Source organism: Chitinophaga sp. RAB17 (assembly GCF_052114225.1).
In the GTDB taxonomy this organism is placed as follows: Bacteria; Bacteroidota; Bacteroidia; order Chitinophagales; family Chitinophagaceae; genus Chitinophaga.
The window spans coordinates 435,168-456,018 of sequence record NZ_JBFREI010000002.1; the positions used below are offsets into that span (position 1 = coordinate 435,168).

Sequence of the window (20,851 nt, forward strand, 5' to 3'; positions counted from 1 at the left end):
AAATACTTAAGCTTAATCATTCAATTCAGTTGTACTCAGGCATGAGCTGATGTTACCTGTGCGGCTGCATCGTCTTCCAGTTCTTCCTCATCATGATGAGACAGATTGCCTCTGCGGGAGAGGAAGGTATACATCGCCGGAATTACATATAGCGTTAATACCAGCGAGAACACAATACCGCCCACAATAACAATACCCAGCGGAATACGGCTGGTAGCAGCAGCTCCCAGCGACATGGCAATCGGTAAGGCGCCCAGTGCCATGGCCAGACTCGTCATCAGGATAGGACGGAGACGCATAGAAGAGGCGTTGATTACCGCGTCTGCTTTTTGCATACCGCTATCACGCTGATGGTTGGCAAATTCTACAATCAGGATACCATTTTTGGTTACCAACCCTATCAACATAATTACACCTATCTGAGAGAATATATTCCAGGTTTGATTAAACAGCCATAATGATAACAGTGCTCCGGCAAAAGCCAGCGGTACGGTAAGCATGATGATCAGCGGATCTATCCAGCTTTCAAACTGTGCCGCCAGTACCAGGTAAATGAGTACCAGGGCAAGTCCTAATGCAAACATCGTATTGGAGCCACTTTCTGCGTAGTCACGTGAAGATCCTGATAACGCGGTGTTAAAGGAATCATTGAGCACCTGTTCTTTTTGTAGTTTATCATAAATCCGGTACATCTCTTTAATACCATCACCAATGGTTTTGCCTGGTGCGAGACCGGCGGAAACGGTAGCCGATTTGTAACGGTTAAAGTGATAAATAATCGGGGGACTGGTTTCTTCTTCAATACTTACCACGTTATCCAGTTGTATTGCTTCACCGCGGGAGTTGCGTACATACAGGTTCTGCAGATCCATTGGATCATCGCGGTCAGCCCGGAATACCTGTCCCATTACCTGGTATTGTTTACCATTCCTGATAAAGTAGCCATAGCGCAGGTTACTCAATGCCAGCTGTAATGTTTGTGAAATATCCTGTACTGAAACGCCCAGCTGGGTGGCTTTATCGCGGTTAATGTGAATGCGCAGTTCCGGTTTGTTGAATTTCAGATCCACATCGGTGCCCTGGAAAACATTGCTGTTGCCTACTTCTTCCATGAACTTGGGCAGTACAGCTGTTAACGTATCAAAGTTGATATGTTCCAGTACAAATGAAACCGGCAAACCACTACGCCGTCCTACCTGGATGGTTTGTGACTCAATGGCAAATACTTTTCCTTCCGGGAACCGGTTCATGTTACGGTTTACCATGTTCACAATGTCCTTCTGCGAACGCTTACGATCATGTGGTTCGGTGAGCATTACGTTAGCAAAGGCGGTATTTACAGCCCCGGAACCGCTGAAGCCGGGAGATGTAACGCTGAGTACAATTTTCTTTTCCGGGATGGAGTCAATCATGAATTTGGTCAGCTTATCCACATATTTATCCATGTAGTCGTAGGCGGTTCCTTCCGGTGTAGTAATAGATAAACGGAAGGTGCTTCTGTCTTCCAGCGGCGCCAGTTCAGATTGTAATGTTTTAAACAGGAAATAGATCATCACCAGGCACCCGGCAATGATTAATCCGGCTATCCAACGGAAACGCATAAACGATTCCAGTGAACTTTTATAGCCATCTTCCATCCAGCGGAAGAAGGGCTCTGTTTTAGTATAGAACCAGGAGTGGGTATGTGTTTTACGTCCCAGTTTAACGTTTAATACCGGTGTTAATGTGAGTGATACAAAGGCAGAGATGATTACCGCACCGGCTACTACTATACCAAACTCCCTGAACAGTTGTCCTACGAAGCCTTGTAGGAAGATGATCGGTAAGAACACAAAGGCCAGGGTAATAGACGTAGCAATTACCGCGAAGAATATTTCTTCTGATCCTTCCCGGGCAGCCCGCATTCGTGGGATGCCGGCTTCTATTTTCTTATAAATATTTTCCGTTACCACAATACCATCATCCACTACGAGTCCGGTAGCCAGTACAATGGCGAGCAGGGTGAGGATGTTAATGGTAAAGCCACAGGCATACATGATAAAGAAAGCACCTATCAGGGATACCGGGATATCTATTAAGGGGCGTAATGCCATCAGCCAGTCACGGAAGAAAAGGTATACGATGATGATTACCAGTACCAATGCCACAATGAGGGTTTCCTCTACTTCATCAATAGATTGTTTGATGAATTTGGTATTATCCATGGCAATGTTCACGGAGTAATCTTCCGGAATATCTTTTTTCAGCTGATTGAATCGTTTATAAAATTCATCGGCAATAGCTACGTAGTTGGAACCGGGTTGAGGAATCATGGCCAGTGCAATCATCGGATTACCTGACTCTTTCAGCATGGTTTCTTCATTTTCTGGTCCAAGTACAGCCTGACCGATGTCACGGATTCGTATTTCGCTGCCGTTTACATTTTTGATAATGAGGCCATTGAAATCATCTTCAGAGACTAATCTTCCAAAGGTCCGCACGGTGAAGTCGGTAGCATTACCGGCTATTTTTCCTGATGGGAGTTCCACGTTTTCCCGTACCAGGGCAGCCTGTACATCGCCTGGGGTAAGACTATAGGAAGATAATTTGGCGGGATCCATCCAGATACGCATGGCGTATCGTTTTTCTCCCCATATCTGTATGGCGCTTACGCCGGGAATGGTTTGCAGTTTCTCGAGGAGTACGTTGGTGCCGTATTCGGTTACTTCCAGCTGGTTGCGGGTATTGCTTTGTACCGTCATGGAGATGATAGCATCAGAGTTGGCGTCCTGTTTGGAAACAACCGGAGGTGCATCAATATCGGGTGGTAAGCTGCGCAATGCCTGGGATACTTTATCACGCACATCGTTGGTAGCGCCTTCGAGGTCTTGCCCCAGTTCAAATTCTACGGTGATGTTGCTGCTACCCTGGCTGCTGCTGGAGGATATATTTTTAATCCCCGCAATACCATTGATCTGTTTTTCCAGTGGTTCGGTGATCTGTGTTTCGATGATATCGGAGTTGGCACCGGCATAGGAGGTGCGTACATTTACGATAGGCGGGTCAATAGCCGGGAAATCTCTTACCCCCAGAAAAGTAAAGCCCACCAGGCCGAATATCACGATAATGATATTCATCACGATAGCAAATACGGGGCGTTTGAGTGATAACGAAGGTAAACTCATGGTAAATATTTTTGGAATTACGAATTAGGAATTACGAATTACGGATTTGTGGGGAGATGGTAAACGGGAAGAGTATTCGTTATCCTCTCCCCACAAATCCGTAATTCGTAATTCCTAATTCGTAATTTTTCATTATTGTATCTTATTATACTTCAGCGGCATGCCAGGTTTCAGCTGGAGGATACCTGTCGTAATAACGGTATCGCCGGGTTGTAGTCCGGTGGTGATTTGTACGCTGCTTTCTGTACGCAGGCCTGTTTCTACTACTACAAACTTGGCTTTTCCGCCATCTGCAATGATCACTTTCTTATCGCGGGTGCCTGGGATAACCGCCTGTGAGGGGATCATCATGGCTTCCGGCATATCTTTCAATACAATTTTTACTTTAGCGAAGGATCCGGGGAACAGTATACCATTGTTATTAGGAACGATGGCACGGAGTTTTACTGTACGGGTGGTCAGGTCTATTTTCGGATCAATGGCATAAATGCTGCCTTTATATTCTTTATTGTCTCCGGCTACATAAAAGTTTACCTGGTCTCCGTTTTTGATGGCGTTGCGGTATTTTTCTGCAACGGAGAAGTCCATTTTGAGTGGATCTATCTGTTGGAGGGTAGTAATAATGGTGGCGGAAGAAACGATGGCGCCTTCACTGACGTTACGTAAACCGAGTTTTCCACTGAAGGGAGCCCGCAGTTCGGTTTTCTGTAACTGTGTTTGGGTATAATCCATATCTGCTCCGTAGGCGCTTACCTGGTTACGGGTTACATCTACATCCTGTTGACTGATTCCATTTATTTTGAGCAGGTTTTCCTGGCGTTCCAGGGTTGTTTTGGACAATTGCTGCTGTAATTTAAGTTTTTGAAGCTGGGCTTTGAGGTCTTCATCGTAGAGTTTTACGAGGAGATCTCCTCTTTTAACGGAGGTACCTTCTTTAAAGTAAAGGTGTATGATACGGCCATTGATTTCTGGTTTCACTTCTACTTCTTCGTTGCTTTGCAAGGTGCCGCTTGCTTCAATAGATTGATCGAGTCGGGATGTTTTGACTATCCAGGCGTCTGTCAGGAGGGTTTTGGCACCGCCTCCTTTGGCAGCAGCGGTTGCGCCGGGTTCTCCGGCAGACTTGTTGCCGGCTATTTTCTTATAAACGAGGAAGATGACGATACCGGCAGCGGCCAATATTACTATTGAGCGAACGGTCTTTTTGGTGATGGCCATATCTTTTTATATGTGTTTTTATAGCTGTTAGTCTCTGGCTGTTAGTGTTTAGCAAAAAAAAGGTAGCGAATACAGTACCTGGAAGCAGGATACAGGGTAAAAGTATAGCTACTTATCTCACAAGCCGGACAAATTTAAGCATTGAGGGGGCTGAAAGCTCCGGGCGACTGTTAAATAGCGTTAATGCTTTAGATAAGTGGCGATATAGCCGGTTGAATGGATATATTTTCAGATTTATATATTTTGGATTTGAGAGATTGGCGTATTTGTCCCGAAAAAGGCGACTTTTGTGGTAAAATATGCAAATCTGTAAACCTGCCAGGATCAAAAATATATAAATTCTTTTATTAACAAAGCAATGAATATGTTTACTGTACTGGGTTTGGTGGGATTGGTCCTATTGGAGCGCCTTTAAAATTCGGGCTATCTGTTGGCAATTCAATAAAAATTATATTTTTGCAGTCAAGTTTTAAACCAAAAACACTTAAAATTATGTCAGACATTGCATCAAGAGTTAAAAAGATCATCATTGACAAATTGGGCGTTGACGAAGCCGAGGTAACTCCTGAAGCCAGCTTCACCAATGACTTAGGCGCTGACTCTTTGGATACGGTAGAACTGATTATGGAATTCGAAAAAGAATTCAACATCTCCATTCCTGACGAACAAGCTGAAACTATTACTACTGTTGGCCAGGCAGTTGCTTACCTGGAAGAACATGTAAAATAATCCTACTAATCAGAATTGTTTTAATGCAACCAAGACGAGTTGTCGTTACAGGTTTAGGCGCTCTTACACCGCTCGGCAATTCCGTAGCTGATTTTTGGCACGGATTGACGAACGGTGTATCCGGCGCGGATTTTATCAAGCAATTTGATGCTTCCAAGTTTAAAACTCGTTTTGCTTGTGAACTGAAAAATTTTGATCCTGCTAACTACCTGGACAAAAAGGAGGCCCGTAAGATGGACCCCTTTACACAAACGGCTGTAATTGCCGCAGATCAGGCGATACTAGACGCCAATATCAATAAAGACAAGATCAATGCTGATCGTGTTGGAGTGATATGGGGCACTGGTGTTGGAGGTATGATCAATTTCAGTCACGAACTGAGAGAGTTCCATACTGGGGATGGTACGCCCCGCTTCAGCCCTTTTCTAATTCCGAGGCTTATTCTTGATATCGCGGCCGGGTATATTTCTATCCGCCATGGTTTCAGGGGGCCTAATTTTTCTGTGGTATCCGCTTGTGCATCTGCAACCAATGCAATTATAGAGGCGATGTACAGTATCCGCTATGGTAAAACCGATATGGTAATTACCGGTGGATCAGAAAATGTAATCAATGAGCCTTGTGTTGGCGGGTTTAACGCCATGAAGGCCTTGTCGGAAAGGAATGATGATCCTAAAACTGCTTCCCGACCCTTTGATCTTGACCGGGATGGTTTTGTGATGGGAGAAGGAGCTGGTGCCCTTGTACTGGAGTCATTAGAACATGCCCAGGAAAGAGGTGCCAGGATATATGCAGAGCTAGCCGGTGGCGGCGCTACCGCAGATGCGTATCACATCACAGCTCCACATCCGGAAGGATTAGGTGCTTTAAATGTAATGCGGAATGCTTTGGCAGATGCCGGAATGCAGGCCAGCGAAATCGATTATATCAACGTTCACGGTACTTCCACTCCGTTGGGAGATATTGCCGAAGTAAAAGCCATTCAGGGAGTTTTTGGAGAGCATGCTTACAAAATGAACATCAGCTCTACCAAATCCATGACAGGTCACTTACTCGGGGCAGCCGGTGCCGTTGAATCTATAGCCGTAATTATGTCTATCCTCGATGGCATAGTTCCTCCTACGATCAACCATTTTACTGACGACCCGCAGTTAGACCCGAAACTGAATTTTACTTTTAATATTGCACAAAAGAGAGAAGTAAGCGCTGCATTATCCAATACCTTTGGTTTTGGGGGACATAATGCCTCCGTTATTTTCAAAAAATTCGTTCCTTGATCTTGATTGTGTGAATTTACTGCCAGGTTTTTTATATCGACTTGTTTCCAAAAAACGGCACTTATATAAAGAGCTGCACAACCTGCTGGGATTTCCACCAGGTAACTTTGCCCTTTATGAAGTGGCCCTGAGCCATCGTTCCAGTAAAGAAAAATTCCTGGAAAGCAACGAAAGGCTGGAATACCTCGGTGACGCCATTCTTGGCGCCATTGTGGGAGATTATCTCTTTAAAAAGTATCCCTATAAAACAGAAGGATATTTAACAGAGATGCGCTCCAAGATCGTTAACCGGCAACAGTTAAATGATATCGCTATCAAGATGGGATTGCGCAAGCTTACTATCTACGATAAATACAACAGCTTTCTCAAAATCAGCCAGATATTCGGTAACACCCTGGAAGCCCTCGTTGGCGCCGTTTACCTGGACCGCGGTTACAATAAAACCCAACAGTTCGTTCATAAGCGCATTATTATGCCTTATATCGATATGGAACTGCTGGAAACCGTGGAAATGAACCACAAAAACAAACTATACGGCTGGGCCAATAAAAATGGCAAAACATTGGAATTCGAATTACTCGAAGAACAAATGGATAATGGCCGGCGCATTTTTACCGTGGGTGCTGTAGTAGATGGAGAACTGATCTGCAGTGGTAAAGCCTTCAATAAAAAAGACGCCAGCCAGATTGCTGCCCAACAGGCAATTATACAACTGGGACTCGGAGACTAAAAAAAGCCGTCAGCTATTCGCTTCCGGCTATAAGCTATCTTGAGTAACTCCATCAATGCCTTTGATATAAGGCTTCCAGAGAAATGACCTTTATTATACCCCTACTTCTTGACCGGGTGCCTCAATATTGTCTTTAGTTTTTCAGGTGCTGTTTTTCTGTAATCAGACAAGTAAACTTCATGATGCCGCCCATTCATCTGCAATCCCTGCTGATGCATAAAGTCTTCCATTTTCTTCAGTGATACCGGCTCTTCACTAAAAGGTCCTGTATGCAGCATCTGTACGCACAACCCTTCCTCTATATGTTTAAAATCTACCTGGCGGATATAAGCCGATTTCTTTTTCTTCTCCGCTGCCAATACTGATTCGGAAAATTGTTGGCGGGTGATTTCGTCCGGCAGCCGGATAGCCAGTTCATAATTCCATTGATCCCGTGGTACCTGCAATGGATCTGCAGTGTGGTCATCTACCCACCAGAAGCCTTCCAGTTTGCTGACGGTAAAATCCAATCCTTTTTGTTTGCTGTTGAATTTGATGCCGTAAGCTACTGCATACAAAGCTGCGGTAACTTCTCCAAATACGGCACTGTTGGGATCTCCCTTGCCCATTATAGTAAGAAAAAGTCCTTTTTCTATGGTAACCAGTTCGGGTGCGTTCGCGGCGGTATAATAGCGTTTGAATGCTTTCGTTAAATCCAGTTTATTCATGTTTGTTAGTGTTAGCTGTATATCAAAAACAAATGTGATCAGGAGCAACCATCCCAGGTTGATATAAGTTTTCATTGGTGAAAGGTTGAATTCACTTTGTTAGTAGCAAATAATGGGTGCGGGCGCCCGTTCCCGCACCCATTACCAGACTATATTATTCCAATCTGCACGTTGGTAATATTTTGCTCCGGATGCTCAAAGTTGTATTGCAGGTACTGTTCCCGGGTATAACCATTCATCTGTAGGCCCAGCATTTCCATGCCGGTAAATAGTTTACCGTAGGTGTTGGCCAACAGTTCCCAGGAGCCGTGGTGCTGCATACTTACACATTTGAAAGGTGGCAGTGTTTCACATTGCCATGGAGCTGCAACAGTTTTTACTTCGGTCACCGGCAGACCGATATCCAGGGTGAATACGGTATCTGGTTGTCCATCGAAGCCATGATAATGCCATTGCGGACTGCCACATATTTCCAGACCGGCTTCCACCGCCTGCTGATATACCACTTTGATGGCGGTACGCACCAGCTCCAGCATACCGGCATAGTTAGTCTCGTAGCGGCGATAGAAGAAATGAAACGGCTGTGTAGCGCCCATCTCTGTATCCGTACTACTGGCGTCAAAGAAGCCAAACCAGAACTTCAGTTTTTCGTTTTGCAGTAAATCAAAATGTTGAAAGATGGCTTTGGTAAATGGTACCATGGCGGTGCCGGCGGCGGTAATGATATGTGGCGCTGTTACAGCCGGACTGTTTTCATAGAAGTCCGCGCCTTTATAGGCGGGTGCCAGTTGCTTGAGTACTTCAGCGTGGTTGCTGGTATGGGGGATATTATCCAGGAAGCCGTGCTGGGCCAGTAATACGGTGGCTCCACAGATGGCGGCTATCGTTTTTTGTTTTTCAAGTAATTGCTGAATAAGTGGAAGTACCTCTGTATTAGCGCCTTGCTCCATGGGAGCTCCGCCAGGGAGTATCAGGAGGTCTATATCTGCCGCCAATGCCTGCTCCAGGCTGGCTTGTGGCTGCACCAGCAATTTACCACCAGAAGTCACCGGTTTACCGTTGAGGGAAAAAGTGACGATGTTAACATCTGTAAAGCTGCTTATGCCATACATGGGCAGCGCCGGCTCCCAGTCTGAATAGCCATCGAAAAGGTATACATAGCAATTGCTTAGTGTTTTCATATCGTATTGTTTTTGATAACAACACAAAGCAAAGGCCATGAAGTGACAACCTTATGTCAGCAGCATTTCAAAAAATTAAAAATAATGTGCGTGGAGCTCTGTAACCAGCTCCCCGACAGCCACCTTGAGTTCCTGTGGCTGAATGATGTTTACGTTGTTGCCCAGCATAATCATCCATCTGGCAAAGTGTCCCAGGTGAGATTGTAGAAAAGTTAGCTCCGTTTTATCCCCGATCACTTTTTCATCCATCAGGCCATAATAATATTTCTGCTCGCGCAGGTATCGCATCACATCGTTGTCAATGGCTATTTTGATGAGATAGGTATCACCTTTATTCCGTTGCCTTTGTTGCTCCAGGTAGTCTTGTAAGGACAGGTGTTTGTTCTTATGGTAGTGGGAAGGTAGTACACTTAATTTACGTATCCGGTCTATCCTGAAATCACGATACCCCTGTCTGAGCCTGCAAAAGGCAATCAGGTGCCAGTTGGCGCTCATATGGAAAATGCCCACTGGCTCTATTTCTCTTTTGGTGGCTACTTCCTCCTGTATGGAGAAATATTCCATGCTGATGACCTGGTTCATGCCCAAGGCCTGCTGTATGTCGGACAGAAACCGGTTAGGGAACTGCTCAGCTTCCAGATTTGGTGGCCGATACCGTAATACGGCTATATTTTCATCCAGGGATTCCAGGTAGTCCTTTTCGGTGCCCCGGAGTACGGAACGGATCTTTTCCATAGCCAGACTAAACTGCTTCCTGTTGCTGTGATCGCTGAACTGCTCCATTAGTTTTTCCCCTGTAAGAAGGGCAGCGGCTTCCTCTTTGGAGAACATGACCGGAGGCAGATGATAGCCTTCTACGATATAATAGCCGGTACCAGCTTCTGCCCCAATAGGCACACCGGCTTCCTGCAGGGCTTTTACATCCCGGTATACCGTCCTTAAGCTAATGTTAAAGCGGTCGGCAATTTCAGCGGCCTTTACTATTTTTTTGCCCTGTAATTGTATGAGAATGGCTGTTAGACGGTCGATGCGGTTCATGAAAACGGTAATTCTGGGTACGAATTTCGGTCTCCCGAAATTATTTTCAGAAATTTTTTTAAAACCATTAAACTTTAATCAACGTACGTGGTCTTAAATACATAATCATCTCCTGATAAAAGATAAGATACCGGAAAAATGATCATGAAGACTTTCGGGAGATCATCAACACAATGCTACAGTACAGAATATAGGTTAAATGGTAAGTCCCTGCAATTTCTTGCGGGGACCTGTTTTTTAGAGAGCTTTTAGCCATTAGCTTTTAGCTGTTAGACCTTTCTGAGTAATATTTCTTTCCAATAACACTACCCCAACAAACGGCAAGCTAATAGCTAGAGGCTAACAGCTCTATCAGCTCATATTTCTTTCTAATAACACTACCCCAACAAACGGCAAGCTAACAGCTAAAGGCTAACAGCTAAAGGCTAACAGCTCTAGCAGCTCATATTTCTCTCTAATAACACTACCCCAACAAACGGCAAGCTAATAGCTAAAGGCTAATAGCTAACAGCTCTAATAGCTCATCTCATTCAACTTCACCTTACCCCGGAATGTCCAGAACAGGAAAACAGTATATCCAATTACCATAGGGGTACCAATGGCAGCAATCAGCAACATAATTTTTAATGATTTTGTGGAAGATGCCGCAGCGTAGATGCTGATACTATATGCCGGATCAGTGGTAGATATCACAATATTGGGATATAATCCAACTGCAAACAGGATCAGCAAACATGCCGTAATAATGCAGGAGTAGGAAAACGCAGTATAATATTTACGGGCATCTACATTTCTTTTGATATTCAATAGAATCAGCACGGCCAGCATAGGCAGTCCAAATAAGGCGGGTTGTGATTTAAACTGATGCGTCATATGTGGCACATAAATGAGAGTAGCCATTGACGTTAGTATAAAACAAAGAATGAAGAACTTGCTGCAGTTGTTTACAATCACCGTCAGCCGCGTATACAGCCTGTTCTCCGTTTTCATCACCAGGTAAATGGAACCATGCAGCATGAATAACGATAAGGTGGTAAACGCAATCAATATCGCATAGGGATTAAAGAAAGTAAGCAGGGTGCCGGTGAACTCATGTTCCTTATTGATGGGAAGTCCATGTATCAGGTTGCCCAGTACCAATCCCAGCAACAGCGTAATACCTGTACTGGATACGGTGTAGCTGATATCCCACATTTTCCGCCACCATAACCATGTTTCCTTACTTCTGAACTCTATAGAAATAGCACGGAAAATAAGTGCTACGAGGAATAACATAAAAGGGATATAGAAGGTAGATAATACCACGCCATATACCAGTGGGAAGCCGGCAAAAAGCGCACCGCCCGCAATCACCAGCCATACTTCATTACCATCCCATACCGGTCCAATTGCATTCAGCACCAGGCGCCGGCTTTCTTCTTTCTTAAAAAACAGGTGTAAGGCGCCTGCTCCCAGGTCAAAACCATCGAGCACACCATATCCTGTGATCAATCCGCCAATCACTAAAAACCACCAGGTAGGCAGATCCAGTCCGAGTATTGTTTCCATACAGCTATGATTTAGGATGGTAAGTAAGGTTGTCATGGTAATAGCCATCAAATTCAGTTTCCGCATTCTCTGAAATGTCAGGCCCATGCTGTATTTTCCGGGTCAGCAAATAGATGAACAGGGTAAACAGCAACATATATACCAGTGTAAATAATATCAGGGAAAACATCACCTGGTCTGCTGTCACTTTACGGGACAAGGCATCGGAGGTGCGGAGTAATTTGTATACCACCCAGGGTTGACGCCCTACTTCTGCCGCATACCATCCTACCTGGTTGGCGATTTGCGGGAGTACAACTGCCCAGGCGAAGATGATCATCAGCCAGCGCTGGCTGAACAGTTTCTTTCTCCATAAAAGAAAAACAGCTAATAACGTAAGCCCTATGAGTATCATACCGATGGTAATCATGAGGTGATACATCTGGAAGACAAAATTCACAGCGCCGGGGCGGTCTTCCTTAGGCGTGGCTCTCAAACCTTCTACCGGTGCTGAAAAGCTGCCATGGGTAAGGAAAGATAGGCCACCGGGAATTTTGATACCGGTTGTCTTTTCATTTTTATTATCTACCCATCCTACCAGGTACATGGGTGCTACGGATGAACTATCGTAGTGTCCTTCCATGGCTGCCAGCTTAGCGGGCTGGTATTTACTCACATAGTGTGCTGACCGGTGACCGGTGAACAGTTGCATCAAAGCTGCTATGACCGCCACTCCCAGGCCTACTTTAAACATGGCCTGCGCGTGTTTTACAAAACGTTGTTTTAATATATACCAGGCGGCCACGCTCATCACGAGGAAAGAGCCGGCCAGGAAAGAACCAATAATGACGTGTGAGAAGCGATCTACAGAAGAAGGATTAAATACCATTTCCCAGAAATCCGTTACTACCGCACGGGCCTGCATATCGTGGCCTTCAATACGGAATCCGGTAGGTGTTTGTTGCCAGGAGTTGGCAATAACAATCCAAAGGGCGGAGAAAATTGAACCTAATGCTACCATACAGGTAGAAAAGAAATGGACACCTTTGTTGACCCGGTTCCATCCAAACAGCAATACCCCCAGGAAAGCGGATTCCATGGCAAAGGCAAAGATGCCCTCCGCTGCCAGGGCGCTGCCAAAAATATCACCCACATAATGTGAATAGGTGGCCCAGTTAGTGCCAAACTCAAACTCCATCACAATACCGGTGGCTACACCGATACCAAAAATGAGCGCAAAGATCTTAATCCAGTATCGGGTGATATCCTTATAGAGCGCAAGACCGGTTTTAAGATACAAACCCTCCATGATCACAAGACATAGCCCCAGCCCTATACTCAGGGGAGGATAGATGTAATGAAAGGCAATGGTAAAGGCAAACTGTATTCTGGATAGTATTTCTACGGAAGGCATAATATCAAATTATTGATGCAAAGGTAGTTGGTGAAGATATCCATGAAACTGATGTTTGTCATGTATTGATAAAAATATAATGTTATCATCACCTTAACAAGTAAATAACCGGTTTATCGCCTTGTTTTTACTATCTTGAAACAATAATTTTAGTGTAATGGTTTACTTGATATAACGTCCTGCCGTAGCGCAGGACGTTTATATGTATAGTCCACTAGTTAATTTCTATCACTACTTTCCCGAAATAATTACTGCTGCCCATGTGCCGGAATGCTTCCTCCGCCTTGCTTATAGGGAATACGCTATCAATTATCGGATGAATATTACTGACTTCCACGGCGGCTGCCAGTTCTTCAAAACTTTGCAGGCTACCTACAGAATATCCCTGTAATCTGATATAGCTGCCTACGATGGTAAAAAGATCGAGCGGTAACTGTGCGCCTGCAATGAATCCTACCAGTCCTACAAAGCTGTTAAAGCCGGCAGATTTCACAGAGTTGACGATGGTGGCAGCACCGGCAATATCCAGGGTAGCATCTACGCCTGCACCATTTGTGAGTCGTCTTACTTCTTCGTGCCAGTTCGGATATTTTTTATAGTCAATGACTTCATGTGCGCCTAATGCCTGTAGTTTTTTTAATTTCTCCGGGTTACTGCTGGTAGCTATTACTCTGGCGCCTGCCGCCAGTGCAATTTGCAGGGCAAAGAGAGAAACACCGCCGGTACCTTGTGTGAGCACGGTTTGTCCTGGTTTGATATGGGCATAGCTCATTAATCCGGTCCAGGCAGTAACGCCGGCAACAGGTAACGTGGCCGCCTCTACGCTGGTGAGATTAGCAGGAGTACGTACCAATGCGTATTCGGGGATTACTGCATATTCTGCCAGCAAGCCGGGTGTACTGACGCCGGTTCTGATATGATTGGTGGTGGGAGTAGCCAGGCCATTCTGCCAAAGCTGGTTGTAATGTATCATCACCCGGTCCCCTACTTTCCATTTACTTACATTGCCACCGATGGCAGCTACTACTCCGGCGCCGTCCGATGTGGGAATACGGGGTAACGGCAACTCTTTGCTATAGGTACCGGTAGCCAGGGCCACGTCCAGGTAATTAAGGGAAGCAGCTTCTATTTTTACCAGTACCTCATGCGGTGCAGGCGTTGGTGTAGGTATTTCTGAGAGTTGTAAACTTTCCAGTCCAAATGCTATTTGCTGTATTGCTTTCATAAGAATAATTTTTTCTGAGACAAAATTGCATACTAACTTCACATCGGACAAGTATGCACCATTTGGGAATGTAGGTACCATATGGATACTATTGCTGATAATCAATGCCAAAAAAATGAAGAAATCTGAAAAAAATATTCATCCCGATACGGTTTGTGCAGTAGATTATGCTTTTCAGCGTATTGGCGGCAAGCATAAAGGCCGTGTTATTTACCAGCTGAGAAACGGCATAAAGAGATATGGGGAATTACGCCGCCTGGTGACCGGGATTACCGCCAAGATGCTGACGCAGGTACTGCGTGAACTGGAAGAAGATAACCTGTTAACCCGGCATGTATACCTGGAAGTACCTCCGCGGGTTGAATACCAGTTAACTGATACAGGCAAAGAGCTGTTGCCTTTTATTTTGCAGCTGAGTGCATGGGGCAGAAAACAAATGGGAAGGGAGCCGGTGTGCGAGCCGGTATTGAAAGAACTCGTTGCAGAATAAATTGCTGAAAAGTTACCCTATCTACCTGTTTTTGAAGAAGCTATTTCTTCCTACTTCTCATGTAAAAAAAAGCTGCTGCCAGGGAAATTTCTGCAAAAAACAATGCGTATTTTTATACTAACCTGTTACCCGGAAATTTGATATTGTTAACCATTTAGTATTCTGTTCACCTCAAAATTAATCTATGAAAAAATTCTTTGTACCTGCCTTACTGGCATGTGGTGTGATGGGGGTGTTGCACTCTCAGAAACATCTGCTTGTTGGTAATGTTGCCGCTGCCGCCAACGTATCAACAGCCCATGCAAACACAAAAACGGTAGATGATTGTTTAAACTGTACTGCTGTAAACAAGAAGTGTATCAATGGCGTATGTGAATGGGGGCAAATTCACTATACCTCATCACAAACGATACCAGGTACCCCTATCAGATTCCGCTGTTTTTATCATTATGAATGGTCAGATGGGTCTATCAGCCCAACCTATTATGTAATTCAGGGTTTCGCCTGTTTGCAGGATTGAGTAAACATTAAAAAAAATGGACTGACCTGCCTTTACGGGTGGGTCAGTCCATTGTATTTTTAAGCGCTGATGATGTTACGACATCACTGCCATGGCCTCAAATTCTTTCTTCCTGTCTCTGTATTCTTCCATGGTAAAATTATATACCACTGAATCGCGTTTGTTTTTATTCGCTACAAAGTGACAGGCATGAATATACGGTTCTGCGATATTGAGTTTATCCAATGGGGTTACTACCAGCAGCTGCAGATTTAGCTGTCCGCAATACTCCATCAGGTAATGGCTTTTTTCCGGATCCAGTTTGCTGAATGCCTCATCCACGGTGATGAAGCGTAAGCTGCGGTGTTGCCTGTTGGCTTCGTTGATACCAAATTGGTAGGCAATAGCTGCTCCCAGGATGGTGTAGGTGAATTGCGCTTTTTCACCACCGGAAAGACTGGCAGTATCTTCATAATATTTGAAGGCCTTATTATCTGCGATATAAAACTCTTTGGCGCCGAAGTCGAGCCAGTTGCGCACATCCGTTACTTTACGGCGCCATGCTTCATTTTGCTGTAATTCATGGATGAGCAGTTTTATATTTTCGAAGAGCTGATCACCATAGGCTTCGTCCTTTTCCATGTGATATTTGTAGGAGTCAGGTACAGCGTTGCTGAGTTTTTCTTTGAAGTTGCGTATTTCTACATCCTTTACATGACGGCATTCCAGCTGCAGATAAGTATCCGGATTTTTGTTGAAGGTAATGTTACGCAATGGTTCATTCAGGTCTTCCATTACTTCGCGGATCAGGTCTTCCTGTCCGTATATCCATGCCCGGTAGTTAGTGATGGCATTGAGCATGCTGGTGTCCATGTATTTACGGAACCGTTCTTTATGTTCAATGAGGCGTTGGAATTTGATGCGTTCATACAGGGAGGCAAATTCTTCGATGTATTTCACATGAGGCTGGAGGTCGGTGACATCGCCAAGCCAGTCAGGATAGGCATCGTGAATTGCTTTAGGCGGCATTACGAAAGCGGAGAGCTGCCGGGTGATCTCGGCTTCCTTTTCTGCAGATTGGCGCATGGCATCCTGCAGCGTTGCTTTCATGTTGTCGTCTGCCCGTTTGCGGTAAGAAGCCAGCTCGAGGGTCGTTTCCGCAGGTTCGGTCAATGAGAGGTCGGTGAGGTATTCCAGCACGTATTGCAGGGAAATATCATCGAGTTTATTGACTTTCAGCTGGTTGAAATGACGCAGTTTTTCTGCTGCTTTATCATCCAGTCTACCCTTTTCCTGCAGGGTTTTTTCTTTCTCTTTTTCTTTGCCTTGTAGTTGTGCGATAACATCGTCCAGTTGATCGCAGATCACCTGGTATTTATCGCTGGTTTGCAGCAGTTGTGATTTTTCGCGTGCAAAGGATTCGATAACGCCGGCATGTGACTGCCAGCTGATTTCACTGTAGTTGCGCAGCGACAGGAATGCGTTCAGCAGTGTATTGATGGTGGTAACGGCCTTGCGGCTTTCTTCCAGCTGAGAAATGTTATGCTGTATGGTGGCAATGTTATTATTGCATTCGTCCTGTTCTTCTTTTAGCAGGCGTAATTTGTTTTTATTATTCCATCCCAGTACATAATTGTTTTGCTGGGAACGGTTAGGGCGGTCATCTTTTTCATGGCGTGTAGCCTGCCGTGTTAGTCCGTTGGAAGTAACTGCCTTGCGCGACCGGTTAAATACGGCCATATCATCTGTGCAGGTATAGTCAAATTGGTCGAGCAGCTGGTTTTGCAGCCATTCTTTGAAGTGGGTGCCGGGTTTGATATCTATTTTCTGCAGCAGACTTTCTTTTTCGGTAGGCATCCGCAACATGGTATAACTCTCCTCTTCTACTTTGTGGTATACGAGGCGGGTTTGCAGGTTGTTGGAATTGATATACCGGTTGATGTCCATGATATATTCTTCGGGTACGAGGAGGCGCAGACCGAAGTTGTGCAATACTTTTTCGATGGCGTTTTCCCAGTGGATTTCCGCATCTTTTACTTTGATCAGTTCGCCGGCGAAAGGAAGATCTTCTTCCTGTACCTCCAGCATATCTGCCAGTTGCTGACGGATGCGGATCAGTTCATAGGGGATATTATTTTTCCGGTGAAGGAAGGAGTCGATTTCTTCTTCCAGCCGGGATGCCTGTGTTCTTTCGGCAGCCAGACTGCTTTTATGATGGAACATTTCCTCCTGTAATGTTTCCAGCTGTTTATCGTGTCCTGCTTTCAGTTGTTCTGCGCCGGTAATATTTTCATGGAACTGTTGTTCGTCCGGATTGGGAGCGAGTTCCAGTCTGTCTGCCAGCATATTATATTCTTCCATCTTGTTACGTTTGGCTTCGAGTGCCTTTTGTTCGTAGTGGATGGATTTTTCGATGGAACGTAGCTGTTCGTCAACGCTGTTATTGGCTTTCTGGGCTATCAGCTCGTCTTTACGCAGGTTGATAGATTGCAGGTGTTCGTTGATGCTGTTGAGTGTACTGCCGGTCACCTGTTGTTCTTTCTGCAGTATTTCCAGTTCTTTCTCCAGGATATCTTTTTCCTGTTTGTTGAACCAGGTCGGTAGGATATCCTGTAGCATCTGCAGTTCGCGGTTGCGGTCCTGCRGTTGTTGCCAGGCTGCTTTATTATCGATGATAGGGCCCAGCATTTTCAACTGGGTTTCATCTTTCTGTATGGCGCGATGGCTGGTAAGCAGGCTATCGTAGTTTTCGCGCAGTTTCAGGAATTCATTTTCACTATCTGTTTCTTCCAGCATCTGTCCACGGATAAAGGTGTTCAGATCACCGAGTACTTTGATACCTACGGTTTGGTTAAAGAGAGACAGGGCTTTTTCACTTCTCAAGCCGAATATGTTGCTGAACAGGGCGGCGTATTCTTTGAAGCTGTCAGTGATTTCCGTTTTGGGAAATTCGAGGCGGAGCCTTTTTTTCCAGTCTCCTTTCACATCAAATTTACCATTACCGAAATGGTCGTTGATATTGAGTTTATGCGGAGATACAATGTATTGCCTTTTGAGTTCACCGGAATGCCATCTCACCTGTGCGAGGGTGATCTGGTGCATGGTGGCAGCATTATAAAAATATGCGAGCAGTACGGAGTACGGATTGTTTTCTTTGTGGCGGAGTTGTTCGGTTTTTGACTGGAGGGAATCTTCGGAAAATGTTTTACCGTAGTAGCCCCAGAAGTAAGATTCTTCGCCGCGGTCTTTCCGTTGTTCGGTACCGGATGACTGGTTATAGAAGCGTTTGCCGGCGGGCACGAGTAGTGTCAGCAGGGCATCGATGAGTGTTGTTTTGCCGCTACCATTGGCGCCTGTGAGCAGGGAGGTGTTACCATTGGTATTGAGCCGGTATATTTTATTATGGAAAGTGCCCCAGTTGTATATTTCGAGGTAATGCAACCGGAATCCACTTTCTTTTGAATCACTATTGAACAGGGTGGACATGCAGTTTTAATTTTGATTTTATTTCTTCCAGTTTCTCGTTATTAACCAGTGCTTTAATAATTCTTTTTACCTCGTATTGATGTAGCTCCTTATTGGCAGCGTCTTCCCGGGTAATTTTCAGCACACCTATGTTTAGCAGGCTATTGATAGGTTTGTTGAGATCTTTCAGCAGTTTTGATTTGTTGTGTCGTTCTTTGAAGAAGAGGGCCAGTCTTTCTTTGATTTCTTTTTGGGTCATAAAAAGACGGGTACCATTTCCCTGGATATCGAATTCATCGAGGGCTTCCCGGAGTACAATACAGAGTAGCGTAGCTTCGTAGGTAAGCCTGGTTTTGCGCATGAGGCGGGGCAGTGCTTTTTCAGTGGTTTCATCTGCCTCAGGTTGTACGATGCGTGCAAATCCGTCTGCTTCGCTGACAATGAGTTGTAAACCTGTTTGCTGGAGGTATTTGCTGAGTTCTGTCTGCCATCCGAGCAGGTCTTTCCAGTAAGATTTATCTTCTTCGTATACGGGTCCCTGCATGAGTTTTAGAAACACGTGTGCAAAGGGAGATATATTTTTCTCGGCCATGTTTTTAGTTTTGTGAATTTGTGAACAGCACCATGGGCATGTTGATGGTGCGGCTGCCCAGCATCACCGGGTCTGGTGTTTCCAGAATGATATGGTGAGCCGACTGGCTGGCGATGGAGAAATAGGTGATCAGTTCTGTGAGCCCTTTTTCGGCGCCATAGATGTCTACCAGTTCTTTGAGGCTGACCTGCTTTTTGTTTTGCAGCTGTGTGGAGATGCGATCTTCCAGCAGGGCGCGGTCTATATTGAAATGGTTAAATAATGCGTTGAGGTCATTGGCGTCAAATTCAGTGCCGCCCATGCCATCGGGGAATTCCACTTCCACATTCGGTTTTTTCTCATCGGCCATTTCCCATCGGTCCAGGAGGTCTATTTCCGGATCGCTTTCTATCTCTATAAAAAATTCTTCACCAGGTTGATTATCGAGCGACTGAAACGCCAGTTGCCGGATATCGTTGATGAGTTCCATGGCTTTTCTATGGTCGGTGAGGTTATTTTCGCTGAGTACCCGGCTGAGTTTATCGCTCAGCTTTTTGTTGGCATCAATTACTTTTTTCCCGGAGGCGTGGAGGAATTGTTTGAGTTTTTTGAGGAAGCGGTCATTTTTGTATTCGATGTTCCGGTCTTCCAGCAGCTCGTACAATTTTTCTATAAGCTCCCGCATTTCTTCCTGCTTGTTTTCATCCATCAGGAATTGCCAGAAGGAATAGAAGCTTTTGCCCTGGTCTTTTTGACGGAGGGCTTCGAAGGAGTCCAGCGTATAAGCCAGCAGAGCGCCTTTGGCGATGTCTCTTTCGCTTTGTTTGCGGTATATTTCCTGGGTGATCTGTTCAAAGTTTTGTTCTACTTCTTTAAAATCGCTCAGGAGTTCGCGCGACATACGGTTTACATCGTAAAATCTTTCTTTTATCTGGGTATCATCAAACACCTGTACTTTGCCGGTGATGGTGATGGCTTTTATTTCCTGTTCTATTTCATATTTCTTTTTCTCCAGCTCCTGAATCCTTTGTTCAGGGTCTTTGTTACTCTGATCGATGAGTTCTTTGAGTTTAGAGAAAATATCTTTGAAGCGGCTTTCTGTTCCAACAAATTCGCGTTTCTGGAGGGTGGATACCCAGTGCATTACTTTTTCCATGTCGCTGCTGAGTTCATGGATATCCAGTCCGTCGTCGTCAGGGTATTTGCGGAGGAAGCCTTTGTTGCTCCACTGATCAATATATTTCCTGGCTTTCACATCATCGTTTTCCAGCAGGCTGGTAGCGTCTATTTCATCATCAGTGGTCTGATAACCGGTTACGCCCAGATAATCTGATAAACGGGTTACCAGTTCCACATTGGAAATGGTCGTTTGGTTTTTTTCCTTGAATGTGTAATGAAAAAATGACAGCATCATTGGCGCGCTACGTGCCCGGAGTATCTTGAGTGTTACTGACTGGGCATATAGATTACATAATTGGTCATACGTCATAGCTGTAAAAATAAGGAATTACTGCGGATGGGGTGCGTCTTCGGCGCTTTTTCTTTGCTCGGAATCAGACTGATTCCGGTGATTTTATTTCATTTATAGAAATTAAAATTGTCAAAATCAATTTAAT

At 44.9% G+C, this 20,851-nt stretch carries 16 protein-coding genes; 5 read left to right on the forward strand and 11 right to left on the reverse strand.

What is annotated here, in order from left to right:
- Positions 1–35 precede the first annotated feature (35 nt).
- Together AB4Z08_RS07755 and AB4Z08_RS07760 are read right to left on the reverse strand one after the other, a co-directional pair.
- Complete coding sequence (locus AB4Z08_RS07755) at positions 36–3,164, reverse strand: efflux RND transporter permease subunit (RefSeq protein ID WP_441573158.1); 3,129 nt, start codon at positions 3,162–3,164, stop codon at positions 36–38.
- Between the two features lie 132 nt (positions 3,165–3,296).
- Positions 3,297–4,382, reverse strand: a complete 1,086-nt coding sequence (locus AB4Z08_RS07760) for an efflux RND transporter periplasmic adaptor subunit (RefSeq protein WP_441573159.1) — start codon at positions 4,380–4,382, stop codon at positions 3,297–3,299.
- A 492-nt stretch (positions 4,383–4,874) separates the two neighbouring features.
- On the opposite strand from AB4Z08_RS07760, the gene AB4Z08_RS07765 reads away from it, so the two are divergent.
- The 3 genes from AB4Z08_RS07765 to rnc are packed head-to-tail and all read left to right on the forward strand — an operon-like array spanning position 4,875 to position 7,118.
- Entirely contained in the window at positions 4,875–5,111 is a 237-nt protein-coding gene (locus AB4Z08_RS07765; protein ID WP_012788038.1) for an acyl carrier protein, read from the forward strand.
- A 23-nt stretch (positions 5,112–5,134) separates the two neighbouring features.
- Entirely contained in the window at positions 5,135–6,388 is a 1,254-nt protein-coding gene (gene fabF, locus AB4Z08_RS07770) for a beta-ketoacyl-ACP synthase II (RefSeq protein WP_441573160.1), read from the forward strand.
- Positions 6,389–6,398: 10 nt separating this feature from the next.
- Entirely contained in the window at positions 6,399–7,118 is a 720-nt protein-coding gene (rnc, locus tag AB4Z08_RS07775) for a ribonuclease III (RefSeq protein ID WP_331964734.1), read from the forward strand.
- A gap of 101 nt (positions 7,119–7,219) precedes the next feature.
- Here the strand turns inward: rnc and AB4Z08_RS07780 are convergent, their stop codons facing one another.
- The 6 genes from AB4Z08_RS07780 to AB4Z08_RS07805 form a co-directional block, all read right to left on the reverse strand.
- A complete protein-coding gene (locus AB4Z08_RS07780) occupies positions 7,220–7,900 on the reverse strand; it encodes a GyrI-like domain-containing protein (RefSeq protein WP_441573161.1) in 681 nt (226 codons plus the stop codon).
- Positions 7,901–7,974: 74 nt separating this feature from the next.
- Positions 7,975–9,006: a DJ-1/PfpI family protein gene (locus AB4Z08_RS07785; protein WP_441573162.1), complete on the reverse strand. Its 1,032-nt coding sequence runs from the start codon at positions 9,004–9,006 to the stop codon at positions 7,975–7,977.
- Positions 9,007–9,081: 75 nt separating this feature from the next.
- The gene (locus AB4Z08_RS07790) at positions 9,082–10,044 is read right to left on the reverse strand and encodes a helix-turn-helix transcriptional regulator (RefSeq protein ID WP_441573163.1); all 963 of its coding nucleotides are present in this window, start codon (positions 10,042–10,044) and stop codon (positions 9,082–9,084) included.
- Positions 10,045–10,557: 513 nt separating this feature from the next.
- Positions 10,558–11,592 (reverse strand): cytochrome d ubiquinol oxidase subunit II, encoded by a 1,035-nt coding sequence (gene cydB, locus AB4Z08_RS07795; protein ID WP_441573164.1) that lies wholly within the window; start codon positions 11,590–11,592, stop codon positions 10,558–10,560.
- Between the two features lie 4 nt (positions 11,593–11,596).
- The gene (locus AB4Z08_RS07800) at positions 11,597–12,985 is read right to left on the reverse strand and encodes a cytochrome ubiquinol oxidase subunit I (RefSeq protein ID WP_441573165.1); all 1,389 of its coding nucleotides are present in this window, start codon (positions 12,983–12,985) and stop codon (positions 11,597–11,599) included.
- A 214-nt stretch (positions 12,986–13,199) separates the two neighbouring features.
- Positions 13,200–14,210 carry a zinc-dependent alcohol dehydrogenase family protein gene (locus tag AB4Z08_RS07805; RefSeq protein WP_441573166.1) on the reverse strand — a complete coding sequence of 337 codons (1,011 nt, stop codon included), beginning with the start codon at positions 14,208–14,210 and terminating at the stop codon, positions 13,200–13,202.
- A 115-nt stretch (positions 14,211–14,325) separates the two neighbouring features.
- Between AB4Z08_RS07805 and AB4Z08_RS07810 the strand changes: the two genes are divergently transcribed.
- Positions 14,326–14,700 (forward strand): winged helix-turn-helix transcriptional regulator, encoded by a 375-nt coding sequence (locus tag AB4Z08_RS07810; RefSeq protein ID WP_441573167.1) that lies wholly within the window; start codon positions 14,326–14,328, stop codon positions 14,698–14,700.
- A gap of 184 nt (positions 14,701–14,884) precedes the next feature.
- Positions 14,885–15,220: a hypothetical protein gene (locus tag AB4Z08_RS07815; protein ID WP_441573168.1), complete on the forward strand. Its 336-nt coding sequence runs from the start codon at positions 14,885–14,887 to the stop codon at positions 15,218–15,220.
- A 75-nt stretch (positions 15,221–15,295) separates the two neighbouring features.
- Here the strand turns inward: AB4Z08_RS07815 and AB4Z08_RS07820 are convergent, their stop codons facing one another.
- Genes AB4Z08_RS07820 through AB4Z08_RS07830 form a run of 3 tightly spaced genes read right to left on the reverse strand, consistent with a single transcriptional unit; the run spans position 15,296 to position 20,724 of the window.
- Entirely contained in the window at positions 15,296–18,685 is a 3,390-nt protein-coding gene (locus tag AB4Z08_RS07820) for an ATP-binding protein (RefSeq protein ID WP_441573169.1), read from the reverse strand.
- On the reverse strand, positions 18,666–19,256 hold the full coding sequence (locus tag AB4Z08_RS07825) for a DUF4194 domain-containing protein (RefSeq protein ID WP_441573170.1): 591 nt from the start codon (positions 19,254–19,256) through the stop codon (positions 18,666–18,668). The genes AB4Z08_RS07820 and AB4Z08_RS07825 overlap by 20 nt, the downstream gene beginning before the upstream one ends.
- Positions 19,257–19,260: 4 nt before the next feature.
- Positions 19,261–20,724, reverse strand: coding sequence for a DUF3375 domain-containing protein (locus tag AB4Z08_RS07830; RefSeq protein ID WP_441573171.1), 1,464 nt, complete (start codon positions 20,722–20,724; stop codon positions 19,261–19,263).
- Between the last annotated feature and the right edge of the window lie 127 nt (positions 20,725–20,851).

Excerpts from the sequence above, each read along its gene's own strand:
- AB4Z08_RS07755 (WP_441573158.1), bottom strand. The coding sequence starts at position 3,164 with ATGAGTTTACCTTCGTTATCACTCAAACGCCCCGTATTTGCTATCGTG.
- AB4Z08_RS07830 (WP_441573171.1), bottom strand. The coding sequence starts at position 20,724 with ATGACGTATGACCAATTATGTAATCTATATGCCCAGTCAGTAACACTC.
- AB4Z08_RS07760 (WP_441573159.1), bottom strand. The coding sequence starts at position 4,382 with ATGGCCATCACCAAAAAGACCGTTCGCTCAATAGTAATATTGGCCGCT.
- AB4Z08_RS07780 (WP_441573161.1), bottom strand. The coding sequence starts at position 7,900 with ATGAAAACTTATATCAACCTGGGATGGTTGCTCCTGATCACATTTGTT.
- AB4Z08_RS07790 (WP_441573163.1), bottom strand. The coding sequence starts at position 10,044 with ATGAACCGCATCGACCGTCTAACAGCCATTCTCATACAATTACAGGGC.
- AB4Z08_RS07815 (WP_441573168.1), top strand. The coding sequence starts at position 14,885 with ATGAAAAAATTCTTTGTACCTGCCTTACTGGCATGTGGTGTGATGGGG.
- AB4Z08_RS07785 (WP_441573162.1), bottom strand. The coding sequence starts at position 9,006 with ATGAAAACACTAAGCAATTGCTATGTATACCTTTTCGATGGCTATTCA.
- AB4Z08_RS07765 (WP_012788038.1), top strand. The coding sequence starts at position 4,875 with ATGTCAGACATTGCATCAAGAGTTAAAAAGATCATCATTGACAAATTG.
- AB4Z08_RS07810 (WP_441573167.1), top strand. The coding sequence starts at position 14,326 with ATGAAGAAATCTGAAAAAAATATTCATCCCGATACGGTTTGTGCAGTA.
- fabF (WP_441573160.1), top strand. The coding sequence starts at position 5,135 with ATGCAACCAAGACGAGTTGTCGTTACAGGTTTAGGCGCTCTTACACCG.
- AB4Z08_RS07805 (WP_441573166.1), bottom strand. The coding sequence starts at position 14,210 with ATGAAAGCAATACAGCAAATAGCATTTGGACTGGAAAGTTTACAACTC.
- cydB (WP_441573164.1), bottom strand. The coding sequence starts at position 11,592 with ATGGAAACAATACTCGGACTGGATCTGCCTACCTGGTGGTTTTTAGTG.
- AB4Z08_RS07825 (WP_441573170.1), bottom strand. The coding sequence starts at position 19,256 with ATGGCCGAGAAAAATATATCTCCCTTTGCACACGTGTTTCTAAAACTC.
- AB4Z08_RS07800 (WP_441573165.1), bottom strand. The coding sequence starts at position 12,985 with ATGCCTTCCGTAGAAATACTATCCAGAATACAGTTTGCCTTTACCATT.